This window comes from Marinobacter sp. F3R11, from assembly GCF_003318275.1.
GTDB lineage: Bacteria > Pseudomonadota > Gammaproteobacteria > Pseudomonadales > Oleiphilaceae > Marinobacter.
The window spans coordinates 561,169-578,889 of the sequence record NZ_QOCH01000013.1 but is presented as its reverse complement, the minus strand read 5'-3'; the positions used below and the strand labels follow the sequence as shown (position 1 = coordinate 578,889).

Here is a 17,721-nt window from a genome sequence, read left to right as displayed (position 1 = left end):
GGCTTGTTCCATATCGCTGGCGGCCAAGGCAACAGAGGGTTTGCACTGATGGAAGACAACCGCAAAAAAGCATTGAGCGCTGCACTGGGTCAGATTGAGCGCCAGTTTGGTAAGGGCGCAGTAATGAAAATGGGCGACCAGCCCCGCGAAGCAATACCTGCGGTCTCCACTGGCTCTCTGGGGCTGGATGTTGCTTTGGGTATAGGCGGTCTGCCTTACGGCCGTATTGTCGAAATCTACGGGCCAGAAAGTTCCGGTAAAACAACCCTGACTCTTCAGGTTATTGCTGAAGCGCAAAAAGCGGGCAAGACCTGTGCCTTTATAGATGCGGAACATGCTCTGGACCCCATCTATGCTGAAAAGCTGGGTGTTAATGTGGACGACCTGCTGGTTTCCCAGCCGGACACAGGGGAGCAGGCACTGGAGATTGCAGATATGCTCGTGCGCTCCAATGCGGTAGACGTCATTATTGTTGACTCCGTTGCGGCGCTGACGCCGAAAGCGGAAATTGAAGGTGAAATGGGTGATAGCCACGTTGGTTTGCAGGCTCGCCTTATGTCGCAGGCTTTGCGTAAGCTTACGGGCAATGTGAAACACGCCAACTGCCTGATGGTGTTTATCAACCAGATCCGTATGAAAATTGGCGTGATGTTTGGTTCGCCTGAAACAACCACAGGTGGTAACGCCCTGAAATTCTATTCGTCGGTACGCCTTGATATCCGCCGCATCGGTGCGGTTAAAGAGGGTGATGAGGTTGTTGGTAATGAAACCCGCGTTAAAGTCGTCAAGAACAAAGTAGCTCCGCCTTTCCGTCAGGCAGAGTTCCAGATTCTTTACGGCAAGGGCATTTATCACATGGCAGAAGTGCTCGATATGGGCGTTAAAGAAGGCTTTGTGGATAAATCCGGTGCCTGGTACGCCTACAACGGCGATAAAATTGGCCAGGGTAAAGCGAATGCCTGTAAGTTTCTGGAAGAGAATCTGGATATCGCCAGGGAAATCGAAGCCAAGGTACGTGACAGGCTGATGCCCAAGCCGGTTTCCAAGAAAGACGCCGAAGCTGAAGTGCTGGCAGACGCGGATGGTGAACTGCTCTAAGTGAGTCCGGGAGGTGCGTTGTGGAGCCAAAAAAGAAACTGCTTATCGTCGCCCATGCGCCTTCCCCGAACACTCTCACCCTGCGCAATGCCGTTGCGCAGGGTGCAGGCCACGAAGATATTGAAAACGTTGAAGTAACCGTGTTGGCACCATTGGATGCTGGCCCGGATGATGTTCTTGCCTGTGACGCCATTATCCTTGGCACCACTGAAAACCTCGGTTATATGAGCGGCGCTCTCAAAGACTTCTTTGATCGCAGCTACTATCCCTGCCTGGAGAAAACCCAGGGCCTGCCGTTTGCCTATTACATCCGGGCTGGTCACGATGGCACGGGTACTCGCAGAGCAATAGAGAGCATTACTACCGGTTTAAAATGGCGCCTGGTTCAAGAGCCTCTAATCTATCGCGGGGAATTCCAGGAGGAGTTTGTTGACCAATGTGAGAAGCTTGGATTATCGATGGCGGCCAGCCTGGACGTGGGCGTTATCTGAGATGATCCGTCGAGGAAAAACTAAGCCCAAGCTAAAATGCCCGGCTTCTCATATGACAATGGCTACCCTGAGCAGGCTCTTGATATTGGTGGTTTTGGCTGCCCAGAATGTTTTCTTTTAAACATAAGCGAACATTGGCAAGGCATCCGTAAAGGTGCCCGCTCATTGGAAATTGGACCTTTCAGCGCGTCGAGATGCGTTATTAAGGATGGCCTCGATAGCGCTGATTTAATGCCTGGGCCAGGAACCTCCAGTGCACCGATGTAAGTCAAAAGCCGCTCTAAAGCCCTCTGTGGAAAATTGATATAACCGGATTAACCTCCTAGAGGTTTAAGCACCGTGATCTCTCCACTCCATCATCAAACAGTCTAGAGCTTCGGTAGCAACAACCAGATCATCTAAAACGTTCGTTTCGATTGGGCGACCGTGTGCGGCATCATTTCTATATTCCATCACGGGATAGATCAGGCGGAGATATCTCTTTGCAATTGACGGCTCCAGCTTTGATTTTTCATATTTCCGAAGCTGCTTGAATATTGAGGGGAATCTTTTTGGGTCGTCGTCGTCAGACATTTGAATCGCAGAAATCTCCTCCAAAGCAGCTTTAGATAATTTGTCACCGTATCGATTAAGAAATTGAGTGCGAGTATTCTCCCCAATTTCGAGTAGTTGAGGAGTAACATTTTGGGATATAAAGGCTTCAAAAGCACCGCTGAAGTCGAGCACTGCGCGTCGGATGTTGTATGCGGATATATGAAATTTGGCACTTTCTAAAAGCTCCTGAGGGAAGCTCAGAGGCTTCAGAACATTTGATGTCGTGCTTAATTCATTTTCAATACGAGGCGAACCGGTGTTGACACGTACTTGTTCAAAATTTGCGCTAGGGACACTGGTCGTGACCTTTCCTGACACGTTGAATTGCTTAAAAGCTACTTGATTCAAATCACCAGGTATTACCTCTGGAATATCGCTTCGTCCCGTATCAAGCCTCAATCCGAGGATAATTCGATTTAAGCCCAAAGCAGCTTTTCTAATGGCTTCCGGATATGAGTAAATATTCTTATAACTGGTGTCGCTTGGAGGCATCTCTGATTTGATCTGTAGTTCACCTGGGAGCCATAACTCCACAGAACTCTGTGCATACAGGCCTGAGGGATTCATCATAGTCTCGATCCGCATTCCCTCCGATGGCTCCCAGCCCGCCCTCGGATTGATGACTCGCTCGTGTGTAACTAATGCAATTGATCCTTCACATTGATAGATTCCCTCAAGAACTGGCAAGGCAAAGGGAAGTTGAAATTTTAACCAACTGCCTGGCAGTGGTCGCAGTGACTCAAATTTTTTGCGCAGTTCCTCAAGTTCTGAAAAGTATGTAAGACTTCTGTCGTCCCAGATGCCCTTAATATGTTTGCTTTGCCTGAGGTAGAAGTAATTCCTGTCAAAGCCAAGAGCCCTTATTAGCATTGAAGCTGCCCTTGCTTTACCCGCTGCCGTCTGCAACTCCTCGTTTAAAACCCGGTCAAAGATATCCTTTGCCACTTTAGTCTCATCGGGCAGAACGCGCATTGACTCCGCAAGGGCCGCCCCCGCGCCAGGGTGTTCATCAAGTGCGAGGCGCTGGAGCTGAATCAGACGGAAGGTACGCAGACTCGAAAGGCTTCCATCGGGAGGATTAAGAATCCCTGCTAGGAGTCGACTGGCAGCTTCTTCAGTCCAGCGAGGCTTAGGCTTCAATTCAGCCTTCGCCCAAGAAATGTGTTGGAGCTCAGAATTAATATCTTGAGCAATTCCTTGATCTTCTTCTGTGTGCCCGCTTGTCCGGACTTCGGGGACCCCGTTCAAGGACGATAAAAGATGCTCGATACCTCTGGCAACGGAGCCCCAATCGCCGTTTTCAGATCGGTCAGCAGGAACGTTAAGCTCTGGATACAACGAGGGTTTATGTAGAGAAGCTATTCCGGAAGGCTTGTCATTACTCCAAATGTTCATGATCGGAATATGCCCATCTAATTTTTCTTTTAGACGCAGAAATCTTGGCACAACTGACTGATGAATAAAGACTTTCCCTGAGGCCATGAACATTCTCCTAAGGTTTCTCTCAAAGTTTAACGCTTTGAACTATAGCGACATCGCAAGTTCTGACCAGGCGCCGAAGTCATCTGCCATAATTTCCTGGCAATATTCAATGTGACATCCGCCTGACCAGCCAATAGGCGGTTTGACTCCTAGGACGTGGCGAGCCAATTTATCACCATCGGTGTGGACTTCTACCAAAATCCCTGTAAAACGCCCTTGATTCAGAATCGTGTAAACCTCCATCCCAGAGAAGCGAGTTTTTGTGTAATCAATCTGATCAGTAAGTGGATTTTTCCAAGAATCTAAGTTGTTCCGCCAAGAATCTAGAATTTTGATGACTGATCCGTTACCCAGAATAATTTCTTTCTCGTTTACTTCTTCAATGCGAACTACGCTGAGTTTTCCTGATCGAAATCCTAGCTTGGTTTTGATTTTCCTTCGTATGCTCATACATCTTTCCTTAAGTTGCTCTAAATACAGGAGTATATATCTTTCAGGATGTTGGCTTCGTTTTCTAAATGAGTACCCGATCCTTACAGGAAGAAGGTGAAACCCAAAAGGGCGGTGCCACTAAACAGATGAGTTTTAAATCAAGGAAAATAGTGCCTAGGGATTTCCGTTCCACGGTGGTAGTCGCAACGATTACCGTCTCTAATCATCAGGTATTTGAATTCGCCAAATTTATTAATATCCATCAGCCCTCTCTCGCCTTTTGATGTCTTGAACATCCAGTTGGCGGCAAAGAATGCGTGCACATCTGCGAGTTCGAGACAAGGGTGACTCCCTGGCTTCACCAGCTCAGGAGCGGCAATTGAGTTACCGTGTGACAGAAGCTCAAACCCAAGGTAAAACTGAGACTCGTTATGGGTGTCAAAAGACCAGCTCTCGATGTGGGGAAAAGTCTTAATGTCTTTGCCCGCATCTAGGGTGAACTGAGGATTAAGGCTTTGTTTCGTTGCCTGATAGATGCACTGGGAGAGAAGCGCTTTGTGAGCAGTCGCCCTTACAACTTTTTCAATTTTACCTCGCTCTTTCTTTGCCCCTTCCTTTGCAGGCGCTGTGATGTGCATGTTCCATGTGTACTTGTCGCGCTGCGAGAGAATGTGGGCACATTCCTCGAAGAATTCCACGATTGATTCTCGGGAAAAACGTTTATAAATTGCGTTCTGAACACGACGCTTCCCACTCACCATATCTTTGACATGGATTCTCCAAGTTCGTGGGTCTATGTCAGGGATGTACTTTCGCTTTAGCGCCTCAATATCATCGCACATATCTTGCACAGGCCCACTCGTACCACCAATTAATGTATAGGAATGAAGGTAATAGCCCTTTAGGTGTCTGTCGGCTTCGTCTCCAAAGAAATATACGGGGTGCTCAAGCGTTCTTGGGTCGAGCGGATACTCAACTTTAGTTTCACATTGGCAAGTGAGAGTAAATGTTTGTTGTACAGCAAACATCCGCTGACCATCGCGCGGCTTGAGTTCGATCGGACCAAAAGGTTCGTCGAATTCCCTCCAAAAATCCGGTTGAAGCGAAGCTCCGCATTTTGGGCAATCTACGAATTTTGAGAGCACTTCATCTGGGAGGAAGGGTGGCCCGCTTTGAGGCCTATTTTTTTGTTTCTTTTGCTTTTTTTTAGGCATAGTTAGGGCTAGTTGAGTATCGCGTATTTTTGAGATTTGCCGATGGCCCTGCACACAAGAGAACCGCCATCTTATCAGATGAAAGCCTGCGATTATCCAGGTAGGCCGAGCGAAACTCCGGAATCACGAGGAGACATTCGAACTTTGAACGCAATGTTCGCTTTGCGACCGGAGCAGCCAATTTATGGCAGCCAAACTGCGGCCAACTTATGATGTCATTGCCACTGGTGGCCGGCTTCAGTGTCCATCGCTGATACACAATTGTAAGGCCGCGCATCTCAACTCACTCTGCAACGTAAATGGCATATTTCAGATTCGTATAAATTTTCTTTGATCGCAGCTACTACCCTGCATTAACCTGGTTTCTGCCTTTGTTTTTTGCCTGGTATAGATTTTGGTCAGCCATGGAAACGAGCTCCATCGGGGTGCTATTGGCGCTCGGGATAATACTGCTAGCGCCTACGCTCACGGTAACCCAGGGATTAATGGGCGAAGCTTCGTGTGGAATCCGCAAGTCCAGAACAGCGTCGCAGATACTTTCAGCGATCAGAAGGATTCCGTGATCATCTGCGTGCGGCAGTATACAAGCGAATTCCTCACCTCCATAGCGGCTGGCAAGGTCGTGTTTACGTTGCATTTGCCGGTTAATTGCAGCTGCAACCTGCTCAAGAGCATCATCGCCTGCCTGGTGGCCATAGTGGTCATTGAAGAGTTTGAAGGCATCCACATCAATCATGAGCAGGCCGAGGGGGTCCTGTAGCTTGGCAAGCCTCTGCCACTCAATCTTCAGAACCTGATCAAAGCTTCTGCGGTTGGCCAGGCGTGTAAGTCCGTCAAATTGCGCTAGCCTTTCCAGCTGCATGCGCTGCCGCTGGATCAGCAAATGATTGCGGACTCTGGCTCTCAGAATGGCGGGGCTGAAGGGCTTTGCAATATAGTCTATGGCTCCGAGGCTGAGCCCCTGTTCTTCATTTATTTCTTCATCCATGACTGTCAGGAAGATCACAGCGATGTCAGCCGTTCTGGGATCCTGCTTGAGGCGACGGCATATTTCAAAACCGCTAATTCCCGGCATGTTTACGTCGAGCAGTATCAAATCAGGTTGTTCGATGAGTGCAAGCTCAAAAGCTTCGTTTCCGTCTCGTGTTTGTAACGGATGGCAGATGTCTTCTATTTCCGCCGCAGCAAAAGCGAGACTCACTGGCTGATCGTCCACAAGAAGAACTTTTTGCCTGCCATTACGCACAGCTTTAGCTAAGCGTTGTTGGTTGATGTTGTCAGGCATGAAAACGATATTCCTAATAGATTTGTATCACTGGCTTTTGAAATGTCTTTGCAGTTCCTGAATCGCTTCCAGGGTTGCCCGGTTGATTTCAAGCGCCAGCTGCTGAACAGCTTGTGTATCCGCATCTCTGGCGGCCTCTGTTATCGCTTTGCCCAAGTCTCTCAATTGGTTGAGACCGACATGGCCCGCCGTGCCGATAAGGTCGTGACCTTGCTGGATGATGTGATGCGGTTCAGTCTGCCTGGTTAGTGATCGAAATGATTGACCGCGCTGTTTGCAGTCTTCGATAAGCATATCAATCATATCGTCGAATCGCTCCCGGCTAACAAGGCTTTTAAGGTGTTCCAGTGGTCCTGGATCCAGGACGAAACCCTGATATTTTTTTGTTTCGGCCAAAGAGGTAACGTCAGCTTTGGTCGAAACTTGAGCTGAGAGGCAATGTTCGGCCAGACTTCTTAAAAGGTCTTGTTCGTCGATGGGCTTGGAGATATGAGCGTTCATGCCGGCTGCAAGGCAGGTTGCCACGTCTCGCTCGCTGACGTTGGCTGTCATGGCGATGATCGGAATGTTTTTGAAGCGCGGATTCATGCGCAGCTGTCGAGTTGCGCTGACACCATCAAGACCCGGCATCATCATGTCCATCAGAATAGCAGTGTAGGTGTCGTCAGGTGAGGACTCAAGGATCTCTATCGCTGACCTGCCATCACATGCCTCATCAACGTCGATACCTGCACCCATCAGCAATTCGCTGGCGACAAGTCTGTTCAGGTCGTTGTCGTCGACCAAAAGTACATGCAGTCCTTGTAACGATGAGGTGCAGACAAACGGCTTTTCCGGATTTTGCTCTTTCGTCTGTAAGGTGTCACTTGTCTCAGGAAGGCGAACTTTGACCCGAAACCAAAAGGTGCTGCCCTGGCCGCGTACGCTGTGGGCCCCGGTACTGCCTCCCATGAGTTCTGCGAGGTTGCGGCAGATCGCCAGGCCGAGACCTGTGCCACCAAATCGTCGTGTAATTGAGCTGTCAGCCTGATGAAATGGCTGGAACAGTTGTTGAATTTGGGTTTCGTCCAGACCAATACCCTGATCTTCAACTTCGCCGTACAGATACAGCGAATCACCGGGCTGTTGTTGCAGGCTCAGACGAAGGCAGATTTGTCCATGATCGCTGAATTTCAGGGCGTTGTTGGCATAGTTGAGCAGGATCTGGCGAATACGCATCGGGTCTCCGACGAGCAGGGCGGGACAGCCAGTTGCTTCTTCCTGCAGCCTGATCCCCTTGCTTTTTGCGACTTCATCGAGCATTTCCCGGGTATCAGCCAGCAATTGCATGGGAGAAAACGGAATGGCTTCGGCTATGACGTGGCCACTGTCCAGTTTCGAGTAATCGAGAATATCGTTGATGATGCCAAGCAAATGCTTGCCTGTGCGCATTATTTTTTCGATGCGATCCTTTTGTTGCGGTTCAAGCGGGTGCCTGAGGCTAAGTTGGGCGAGCCCCAGAATAGCGTTCATGGGGGTGCGGATTTCGTGGCTCATCGTTGCCAGAAAATTCGCTTTTGCCTGAGCCACCTGTTCAGCCATCTCCCGTGCCCGGGCGCTGGCTTCTGCTTCAACTTCCAGGTGGTCAACACGCAGCATATTGTCACGAAACACCTCAAGTGCCTGTGCCATTTTTCCCACTTCGTCCCGGCGTTCCGTATGGTAAATACGCTGTTGAAAGTCGCGTCTGCTCAATCGTTCCATTGCTTTTGTCAGCTGTTTTATCGGTCTCGATATCTGAGTAAAGGACAGATAGGCAGATAGTCCGATGATAGCTACCAGCGCCAGGCCGAATAGCAAGGTGGTATTGAACAATGTGCTCTGGGTTGTAATGCTGAGTTCGCGTGAGTCGTTCTCAAAATGCGCAATGGTGTCACCCATCAATTTATCCATATCACTGCGCATAGAGTTGAGCTGAGGGTCAAACTCTTTATGGATGATGTCGAGGGCTTTGTCGCCGCGCCAACGGGCGGCTGAGTTTATAATGGCATCCGCCAGAGCAAAGACTTTTTGCTCTTTGTCCTGTATGACTTCCAGCTTTGAGTCGACGTTATCAATCAGTGGCGCCAGACCCCTGATTTTTCCATTGAATCTGGTTTGCTGTGCCTTTAGCAATGCCTGGGTTTTTCGCATCTCAGCCACTTCCTGCTCTGTGAGAACAGAAAGCACAAGCTTGCTGGCATCGCTGAGATCAAGTAATGCCGAGCTGATAAGCAGAGAGGCTTTTGCATCTCTATCCAGCAATGCACGATAGTCCCGATCGACCCTGTACAGGTTGGTCATCGAATAGAGAGTGATGATTACTGCCAGTGCCCCCAGAAGCATGACCAGGAAAACGGTTTTGCTTGTCAGCTTGAGGTTACTGAACAGAGGCATGGTTTGTTTCCCGGGAGTGCATTGCACGTTTGATGACGTGCTCAAGCCTGTTGACTGCCTGAGCATTGTCTATACGCGCCATTAAATGGTCACTGATGACTTGGTAAAGGGCATTTTTCACTGCGCTTGGGTTGGCATTTCCCATGGCGATGGACCCCATGACCGTCCTGCGCATGTTCGCGGCACGCATGTCGTTGATGGCCTGTCTGCCGCATTGGTTGAAGCCGCTCTTTGGTACGTCTACCCGAGCAGGAGCTGCACCGGTAGCAATGTTCAGATCCCGTTGCAGTGAAACACTCATTAAGGTGCTGACAAAACGGCTTTGAGTTTCGGGGGTAGCGGGGTGATCTTTGAACAGAATGTACTGGTCACTGTTAAACAAGACCACTCCCTGGGTGTCAGGGAAGTGAAAACAGTCGTAGTCCTGTCCCGGAATAAGTCCGTGGGCGCTAAACTCACCGTTGACCCAGCTTCCTTGTACTTGTAACAGGGCATGCCCGGAACGCACCAGGTCTGTAGCCTGGTTCCAGGAGCGCATGCCTGAGCCTGAGTCCAGGTAGCTTCGCAGTGTGCTCATGCGCTGGAATATTCTTTCAAATGCTTCAGTGTCCGAGGGCTTGAGAGTCAGGTCCATGAATACCCGGCGATAGAATTCTGCGCCTTCTGAACCTGCAGCTACGGATTCAAAAAGCAGCGTATGCTCCCATGCTTCATGTCCAATCGCGATTGGAATAATTTGAGCAGATTTTGCGGCATCAAGCATTCGTAGCAAATCGTTCCAGGTATCTGGTTTTGTCAGCCCGAGGCGGGTTAACTGGGCGTGGTTAACCCACATCCAATTGGTGCTGTGAGCATTGATTGGCGCGGCAACCCAGTGGTCCCGGTATTTGGACAGGTGCTGAATGCCGAAAGGAATAACTTCATCCCATTGTTGCTCGCTGGCAATGTCATCAAGAATAACCAGCTTGTCTTTTTTTGCCCACTCGTGAATATCATAGCCAATAACCTGTGATGCCATCGGCGGATTGCCCGCCTCGACCCGCTGACGAAGTATGTCGCTGAAGCGGTTTGTGCCACTGCCAGCGAAAGCCTCGTCGTGCCAGTTCATCCCCTGGTTTTCAATATGGTGCCGAATCGTATCGATGCTGCGTTTCTCTCCATCAGATACCCACCAGTGCAGCACATCCACTGTATTTTCGGACGGGCTTTGTGCGACCACAACAGGTGAAGCGAGCAATAGGCCGATAAGAACGAGAGTGTGGTGCGGAAGCATGGCGGGGCCTGGTAGTTAAACATCTGAAAACGTCGTCAATTTTGAACTATTTGAAGTGACTGAACAAACCATATTCCTGCTTGTGAGATTTGTTGGGGATTCTTTGCCAGAAGGCGACAGAGCAGTCTGCACAACATACAATTACTGATTAGCACTAATGCATGGCCGGAGTTTCTGTCGAGTTTTGATGCATGCTTGAAATCCAGTCTGGCTTTTCTCTGTCCGGAATGAATCTGATATGACGCCTGTTTGTATTCTGAGTGCCTGGGATCAGTACGAAAAAGAGTTGCGTGCTTTCCTGCTGACGCGAATAACGGATCCTCACGAAGCGGATGATGTGCTTCAGGAGCTGTTTCTCAAACTCGTTTTGCAAGGCGATGCTTTCTGCGAAGTGCAAAATCCCAGGGCCTGGTTGTTCAGGGTCGCACGTAATTATCTGGCTGACCGTTTTCGCACCGCTAAAACGTTCATTGATCTGGATCCGGACATGCCGCTTGAGCAGGCGGAGAAACCTCCGGTTGTTCAGCTGGAGGGGTGCCTGATACGGAATCTGCCCCATCTTTCTGAAGAGGACCGGAATGTCATTGAGCAGTGTGATCTGCAAGGCCAGTTGCAGGAGCGCTACGCAGAGCAGAGTGGATTGACACTGAGTGCGGTCAAATCCCGGCTGTTAAGGGCCAGGCAGCGCCTGAGGAAAGAAATTGTCAGAAATTGCCAGGTGAGGTTCGATGAAAATGGACAAGTCTGTTGCCATGAGCCCCGGTGAAAGTATTTTTTCTGCATCCTTTTGAGAGTGTGTTCGTCTTCATAACAGGAATGTTTCAATTACGCCCACTTCAAGGAGCTTATAGATGAACTTACGATTACGCGAGCTGTACGCCAGCAACTCTCGTGAAGCCAACCTGCTGTTCTTTATGCTGGCCACCTTTTTGCTGATCTACTTTATTCCCGCCGGAACCGCGCGCTTTGATAACGCCGTGCTGGAGGCTGTCCGGCTGACCCACTGGTACGCTCAGGAGCACGTTATTCTGTGCTTGTTGCCCGCATTCCTGATTGCTGGTGCCATGTCGGCGTATATCAGCCAGGATGCGGTAATGCGTTATCTGGGGCCGGATGCGTCCAAACCCGTGGCGTTTAGCGTTGCGTCTGTCTCGGGAACTCTGTTGGCTGTCTGTTCCTGTACTGTGTTGCCTTTGTTCGGTGGTATCTACAAACGCGGTGCCGGCCTCGGTGCGGCGATTGCGTTTCTGTATTCAGGGCCGGCTATCAATATTATGGCGGTTGTTGTTACAGCAAAGGTACTGGGGCCTGAGATCGGTATTGCCCGGGCTGTAGGGGCTATTCTGTTCGCCTTGGTGATTGGCACCATCATGCACCTGATCTATCGCAGGGAGGAAGCACAGCGGACGGTCAAGAACGCCCGCGGATTTGGTGGCGAAGACCTGGACAAACCCATGAGTGCGATTGTGCCTTTTTTCGCGCTGATGGTCGGGGTGCTGGTTTTCGCAAACTGGGCTGCGGCGGATAGCCCGGTCTGGATGCAGATTTATGCATGGAAGTGGGAAATTACAGCATTGCTGTCTGCTGCACTGGCAGGCCTGCTGGTTTGGCGCTGGCAGTGGCCTGCTACCCGGTTATTGATCCTGACGGCAGTGGTTGTTGTTGCGGCTGTTATTGTTCCGACGGCCCCCGAGCTGCCTTTTGCTATCGGTATAGCCGGGTTGATGATTATCGCGGCTTTACGTGAGCAGGACCGGGAGTGGTCGATACAAAGCTGGGACTTTGCAAAACAGATACTGCCCCTGCTCCTTGGTGGGGTATTCATTGCAGGCTTCGCGCTGGGCCGCCCGGGCCATGAGGGCATAATTCCTTCGGAATGGGTTGCCATGGCTGTAGGTGATAACACTCTGGCTTCCACCATCATCGCCTCTGTGCTGGGTGCATTAATGTACTTTTCTACCCTGACCGAGGTCCCGATTGTAGAAGCGCTGATGGGGGCAGGTATGGGTAAGGGGCCGGCACTGGCGCTGCTATTGGCCGGGCCTGCACTCTCGTTACCCAACATGCTTGTTATCCGTACCATACTGGGTACGCAAAAAACTCTGGTCTATTGCGCCCTGGTGGTAGTAATGGCCACCCTGACGGGTTTTGTCTATGGTAACTGGTGGTAATTCCACCTTTCGGTATCACATAAAAAACGAGGAAAAACCATGAAATTCACTATCTATGGAAGCGGCTGTGCCAAATGTAAACAGCTGACAGCCAATGCAGAAGAAGCGGCCAGTGCGAAAGGAATTGAATACGAAGTGGAAAAGATTACAGACACCAATGCCATCATTGATGCAGGCATTATGCGCACTCCGGCGCTGGCCATTGATGGCGAGATCGTTATTGAGGGTAAGGTAGCTAACGCAGGCCAGATTCAGCAGTTGCTGGGCTAGAGTTTTTACAAATCTGTTCTGCGGGCGCGACAGACAGGCTCGCAGAACCTACAATGACCGGCCAATGAGTTAACCGTTACAGGGACCCAACCTTGAAGTCACTGCCTCTGCATCAGCTATACAAAGCCTGTGTTTTAAAAGATCTGCCGTTCAAGTCCACAAGACAACTGGAGCCTCTGGCTGAAATCGTAGGCCAGAACCGGGCTCAGGAGGCCGTTCGCTTTGCTCTGGCCATGCCCCATAGCGGCTACAACGTATATGCTGTGGGACGCGACGGTCTGGGTAAACGGACAATGATGCTGCGTTATCTTGAACACCACCTGGATACGGATCATCAAACTCACGACTGGTGCTATGTGGCAGATTTTGAGGAACCCAGAGTTCCCAAACTGCTCAAGTTGCCGGCAGGCGAGGGTGCCCGGCTGAAACGGGACATGGAAAAACTCATGGGCCGGCTGGTAAAGGTGATTCCGCAGACTTTCGACAGCGACAGCTTTCTGGAACGTTCGGAACAGCTCAAGGAAGAGTACGGGAAGAAGCAGGAAGACGAGCTTGAAAAAGTAGCGGCGCAGGCGCGCCGTAAAAAAGTCAATCTCACGATTACCACGCCCGGCGGATACCGTCTGGTGGCAATGAACGGCGATCAGCCCCATACGGCAGAAACCTTCAAGGCGCTGACAGATGCACAGAGAGAAAAGTTCGAGGATTCTGTAAACCGGCTTGAGAAAAAGCTCCGCCAGGCATTGCGTAAGCTGGCTGACTGGGAGCAGGAGTACGCCGATAAACAACAGGCGCTGAACAAGGAAACTCTGGAGGGTATCTCTGGCCACCAGATTGATGAGCTGATCGACAGCTATAAGGACCTTCCGGATGTGGTTGCCTACTTTGAGGCCGTTCGGGCGGATCTGGTTGAGAACCTGGAAATTTTTCTGGACGATAACGAAGAACAGGCTGCTATCGCCTACGCGTCTCTGGATAAAAAGATGCCGCGTCGTTATCTCGTTAACGTGCTGGTAAGTCAGAAGAACAACGAAGTTCCGATGGTGGTGGAGGACAATCCTACCTATCACAACCTGTTTGGATATGTTGAAAATGTGACCTATAAAGGCACTGTATTCACGGATTTTTCGCTGATTCGTGCAGGCAGTCTGCACCGGGCCAACGGCGGTTATCTGTTGATGGATGCCATCAAGATGCTTGAGCAGCCCTTTGTCTGGGACGGCCTGAAAAGAGCCTTGCGAGCGCGGTCTCTTCAGATCAACTCTCTTGAGCGTGAACTCACCCTGTCGGGCACTATCTCGATTGAGCCTCAGGGTGTGCCTCTGGATGTAAAACTCGTGCTTTTCGGCGACCGTGAAACCTGGATGTTGTTACAGGACTATGATCCCGAATTTTCGGAGCTGTTCCGGGTAACCGCAGACTTTGAAAATGAAATGTACCGTTCGGAAGACAGCCAGGTGATGTATGCGAAGTTTATCGCCAGTGTTGTTAAAGAAAAAAATCTCCTGCACTGCACCAATAAGGCAGTAGCAAGAATTATAGAATACAGCGCCCGCATGGCTGAGCATCAGGACAGGCTTTCGCTGCATGCGGCAAACATTGCCAACTTGCTTCGGGAATCGGATTTCTGGGCAAGGCAGGCGAATGCAAAGCTGATTCAGGACATTCATGTAGAGCGGGCTCTGGAGAGCGCCAAATATCGTAGTAGCCGGATTCGGGATCAGTTCTACGATTCCATTCGGGACGGTTCTACGCTGGTATCCACTCAAGGCATGGTTGTGGGGCAGGTGAATGCACTTTCTGTGCTCTCTTCCGGTGGGTTTGAGTTCGGCCTGTCTAACCGTGTCACTGCTACCTGTTATTATGGAAGCGGTGAAATCATGGATATTGAACGGGATGTAAAGCTGGGTGGCAATATTCACTCTAAGGGTGTCATGATTCTCAGTTCCCTGATTTCATCCCGTTTTGCCGTGACTGATCCGATGCACCTTTCTGCAAGTATTACGTTTGAACAGAATTACGGCGAAGTGGATGGAGACAGTGCGTCACTCGCGGAGTTGTGTGCGCTCATTTCTTCACTGTCTGGCATTCCGGTGCGGCAGGACTTGGCGATTACTGGCTCTGTAAACCAGTTTGGTGAGGTTCAGCCTATCGGTGGCGTTAATGAAAAAGTTGAAGGGTTCTTTGCTACCTGTCAGCTTAAGGGCGGGTTAACGGGTACTCAGGGCGTCATCATACCGGCCAACAACGTGCAGAACCTTATGCTGGACAGTGAAGTGGTTCAGGCAGTTCGTGAAGGTCGTTTCGCTGTGTACGCGGCATTACATGTTGAAGACGCCATTGCTATGTTGCTGGGTAGGCCCGCAGGCAAGCCTGATAGCAAAGGCAACTATCCGAAACAGAGTGTTTTTGGCATTATCCAGCAACGGCTTGAAAAAATGCGCGAACACGAACGCCAGGAGCACGCTCGGGACGATCAGAAAGATCCGTCCATTCACTGAGCGGTTGTCACAATAAAACAGACAGGAAAGGGCACTCACATGACTGACATTCAGCAAACTGTTTACGTGGTAGAAGATGACGAGGCAGTTCGTGACTCACTGGAGCTGTTACTGAAATCCGATGACAAGCCTGTCAAAACCTATGAGAACGCGGCTGAGTTTCTCAAGGATTACTCTGAAAAAATGGCCGGATGCATTGTTCTGGATATCCGCATGCCCGGAATGGACGGAATGGAGTTGCAGAAGAAACTGAACGATAAGCACTCTATCCTGCCAATTATTTTTGTAACCGGGCATGGTGATGTGCCAATGGCCGTGGATGCCATGAAAGAGGGAGCAGTGGATTTTATCCAGAAGCCTTACCGTGAAGAGGCGCTGCTGGAGAAGATCGAAGCTGCTCTGGAGCAGGATCTGGAACAACGGCGGACGCTTGGAGAAAAGCAGGAAATTATTCGCCGGATCAAGAGCCTGACCCCTCGGGAACACGAAATCATGGACCGGATGATAGAGGGCCAGGCCAACAAAGTAATCGCTATCGAGCTGGAGATAAGCCAGCGTACTGTTGAGATTCACCGCTCGCGGGTAATGCACAAGATGGGTACCCATTCGCTGGCACACCTTGTTCGTATGGTGCTGTCCGTAAAGGACCTTATCGACGCGCGGTAATCCCACCGGCATTATACGGTTATCTTTCTAACCGGCTTTTTATGATATGACTGAAGTTGTCAGTGAAAATGCAGAGGTTACGGTTCTGCTTGTGGATGACAATCCACATAACCTGAAAGTTCTCTATGAGACGTTGAAAGATAAAGGCTATCGGTTACTGATTGCCAACGAGGGCGAAAAAGCGCTCGATCTTGCACATCGGCACCAGCCGGAAGTCGTTTTACTCGATATCATGATGCCTGAAATGGACGGTTATGAGGTGTGCCAGCGCCTCAAGGCTGATCCTGAAACAGCTGACTGTGCCGTGGTATTTCTCTCAGCTCTGGATGACCTGCAAGCAAAGGTAAAAGGCTTCTCTCTTGGTGGGGCGGACTATATCTCCAAGCCGTTTCAGTCTCAGGAGGTTATTGCCAGAGTCAAAACCCATGCCCGCATGACCCGGCTTGAGCGTGAGCTGCAGGCGCGCAACCGGGAACTTCAGAGTGACCAGGCCCGGATCCTGAACTCCATCAGTGAAGGCATATACGGCCTTGATGAGCACGGCACAATTGAGTTTGCCAACCCGGCTGCGGGAGCCATCATGAGGTGTCCTGTAGAGGAGCTGATTGGCCGTAATTTTTTCGAAATTCACTTCTCGACGGCAGGCGAATGCAGAGCCAGCCTCCCGGTTTATGCCACCTGTAGCCAGGGTATCGCGGAGAATCAGCGTGATATCCGGATGCTTCGTGCGGATGAAACAGGGTTTTCTGCAGAATATCGCTCTACACCCAAGCACGATGGCGAGGAATCTCAGGGGGCTGTGGTTGTGTTCCGCGACATTACTTCAGAGCTGGAGAGCGAGCGGGCGCTTGATGAGGCCCGGGCCCTTGTGCAGGAGCAGCGTGACCAGCTTGCCCATACTTCTCGCCTGACGACTATGGGGGAGATGGCTGCAGGGGTTGCACATGAGGTTAACCAGCCACTGACAGCGATTGCGAATTATGCCAGGGTCGCCAAGCGGGTTATGGCTAAAGAGACTCCGAACCTGAGTCTTCTGCAGGAAACTCTCGACAAGATTGAGGCGCAATCCCACCGCGCCAGCGAGATTATCCGCAGGATCAGGCGCTTCGTGAAAAAGCCGGCAACTGGCAAAGAAGTGCTCTCCGTATCTGCATTGCTGGAGGATACGCGCCAGTTTGCTGAAGTAGACATGCGGAATAATGATGGGGCTATCCAGCTTAGCTTACCAGATGACTTGCCTGACGTTCTGGCTGACCCGATTCAGGTGCAGCAGGTTGCTCTGAACCTTATACGTAACGCGCTTGAGGCCACTCGTAGTGCAGAATCAGCGTTGCCAGTTGAAGTCAGCGCCAGTGTTTCAGACGAAGGCTGTGTCCGGGTAGAAGTTCGCGACTATGGGGTCGGGCTTGCTGAAGACGCAGAAGAAAAGCTGTTTTTGCCTTTTTACACCACGAAAGATGAGGGTATGGGCATTGGTCTGCCTACGTGTCGTTCCCTGATTCAGGCGCAGGGGGGAGATATAGGATTTGAGCGCCCCGAAGGTGGCGGTGCCCGGTTCTTCTTCACGCTTCCTGCCGTTGGTGCGCAGAACTGCGCACCCTGTCAGTCAGAGGGTGAGGATTCATCGGACCTCGCATAGAAGGGTATGATGCGGTCGATAAATTCCAGCGCTGACGGCCTCTGCAGAGGGTAGTGCAATACGTTGGCCCTCTGAATTTTTATCAGAAAGACGTTGACATAGTCAGGCACCTCTTTATAATGCGCTCTCGTTGTCACCGAGCAATCAGAGCCATGATTGCAAAGCCTTTTAAAGCAATCGGTTACGACTC

General features: G+C 50.6%; 14 protein-coding genes. 8 read left to right on the top strand and 6 right to left on the bottom strand.

What is annotated here, in order from left to right; genetic code table 11:
• Positions 1-48: 48 nt before the first annotated feature.
• Together recA and DS878_RS07620 are read left to right on the top strand one after the other, a co-directional pair.
• On the top strand, positions 49-1,098 hold the full coding sequence (gene recA, locus DS878_RS07625; protein WP_113815464.1) for a recombinase RecA: 1,050 nt from the start codon (positions 49-51) through the stop codon (positions 1,096-1,098).
• A 20-nt stretch (positions 1,099-1,118) separates the two neighbouring features.
• Positions 1,119-1,589: a flavodoxin family protein gene (locus DS878_RS07620; RefSeq protein WP_113815348.1), complete on the top strand. Its 471-nt coding sequence runs from the start codon at positions 1,119-1,121 to the stop codon at positions 1,587-1,589.
• A 330-nt stretch (positions 1,590-1,919) separates the two neighbouring features.
• On the opposite strand, the gene DS878_RS07615 is transcribed toward DS878_RS07620, so the two are convergent.
• The 6 genes from DS878_RS07615 to DS878_RS07590 form a co-directional block, all read right to left on the bottom strand.
• Positions 1,920-3,665, bottom strand: coding sequence for a hypothetical protein (locus tag DS878_RS07615; RefSeq protein WP_113815347.1), 1,746 nt, complete (start codon positions 3,663-3,665; stop codon positions 1,920-1,922).
• A gap of 42 nt (positions 3,666-3,707) precedes the next feature.
• Positions 3,708-4,115, bottom strand: coding sequence for a hypothetical protein (locus DS878_RS07610; protein WP_113815346.1), 408 nt, complete (start codon positions 4,113-4,115; stop codon positions 3,708-3,710).
• Positions 4,116-4,255: 140 nt separating this feature from the next.
• Entirely contained in the window at positions 4,256-5,311 is a 1,056-nt protein-coding gene (locus DS878_RS07605; protein WP_148707071.1) for a hypothetical protein, read from the bottom strand.
• 343 nt (positions 5,312-5,654) lie between these two features.
• Positions 5,655-6,596: a diguanylate cyclase gene (locus DS878_RS07600; RefSeq protein WP_113815344.1), complete on the bottom strand. Its 942-nt coding sequence runs from the start codon at positions 6,594-6,596 to the stop codon at positions 5,655-5,657.
• Between the two features lie 27 nt (positions 6,597-6,623).
• Entirely contained in the window at positions 6,624-9,011 is a 2,388-nt protein-coding gene (locus DS878_RS07595; protein ID WP_187298753.1) for an ATP-binding protein, read from the bottom strand.
• Positions 8,995-10,284: an ABC transporter substrate-binding protein gene (locus DS878_RS07590; protein WP_222837444.1), complete on the bottom strand. Its 1,290-nt coding sequence runs from the start codon at positions 10,282-10,284 to the stop codon at positions 8,995-8,997. Before DS878_RS07590 ends, DS878_RS07595 begins: the two co-directional genes overlap by 17 nt.
• Before the next feature lie 238 nt (positions 10,285-10,522).
• Between DS878_RS07590 and DS878_RS07585 the strand changes: the two genes are divergently transcribed.
• The 6 genes from DS878_RS07585 to DS878_RS07560 all read left to right on the top strand — a co-directional run bounded on the left by DS878_RS07585 (position 10,523) and on the right by DS878_RS07560 (position 17,531).
• Positions 10,523-11,050 (top strand): sigma-70 family RNA polymerase sigma factor, encoded by a 528-nt coding sequence (locus DS878_RS07585; protein WP_113815342.1) that lies wholly within the window; start codon positions 10,523-10,525, stop codon positions 11,048-11,050.
• Between the two features lie 85 nt (positions 11,051-11,135).
• Positions 11,136-12,455 (top strand): permease, encoded by a 1,320-nt coding sequence (locus tag DS878_RS07580; protein WP_113815341.1) that lies wholly within the window; start codon positions 11,136-11,138, stop codon positions 12,453-12,455.
• A gap of 39 nt (positions 12,456-12,494) precedes the next feature.
• The gene (locus DS878_RS07575; RefSeq protein ID WP_113815340.1) at positions 12,495-12,725 is read left to right on the top strand and encodes a thioredoxin family protein; all 231 of its coding nucleotides are present in this window, start codon (positions 12,495-12,497) and stop codon (positions 12,723-12,725) included.
• A 92-nt stretch (positions 12,726-12,817) separates the two neighbouring features.
• Positions 12,818-15,226, top strand: a complete 2,409-nt coding sequence (locus tag DS878_RS07570) for a Lon protease family protein (protein WP_113815339.1) — start codon at positions 12,818-12,820, stop codon at positions 15,224-15,226.
• A 39-nt stretch (positions 15,227-15,265) separates the two neighbouring features.
• Entirely contained in the window at positions 15,266-15,892 is a 627-nt protein-coding gene (fixJ, locus tag DS878_RS07565) for a response regulator FixJ (protein WP_113815338.1), read from the top strand.
• Positions 15,893-15,938: 46 nt separating this feature from the next.
• Positions 15,939-17,531, top strand: coding sequence for a response regulator (locus DS878_RS07560; RefSeq protein ID WP_113815337.1), 1,593 nt, complete (start codon positions 15,939-15,941; stop codon positions 17,529-17,531).
• Positions 17,532-17,721: the final 190 nt, after the last annotated feature.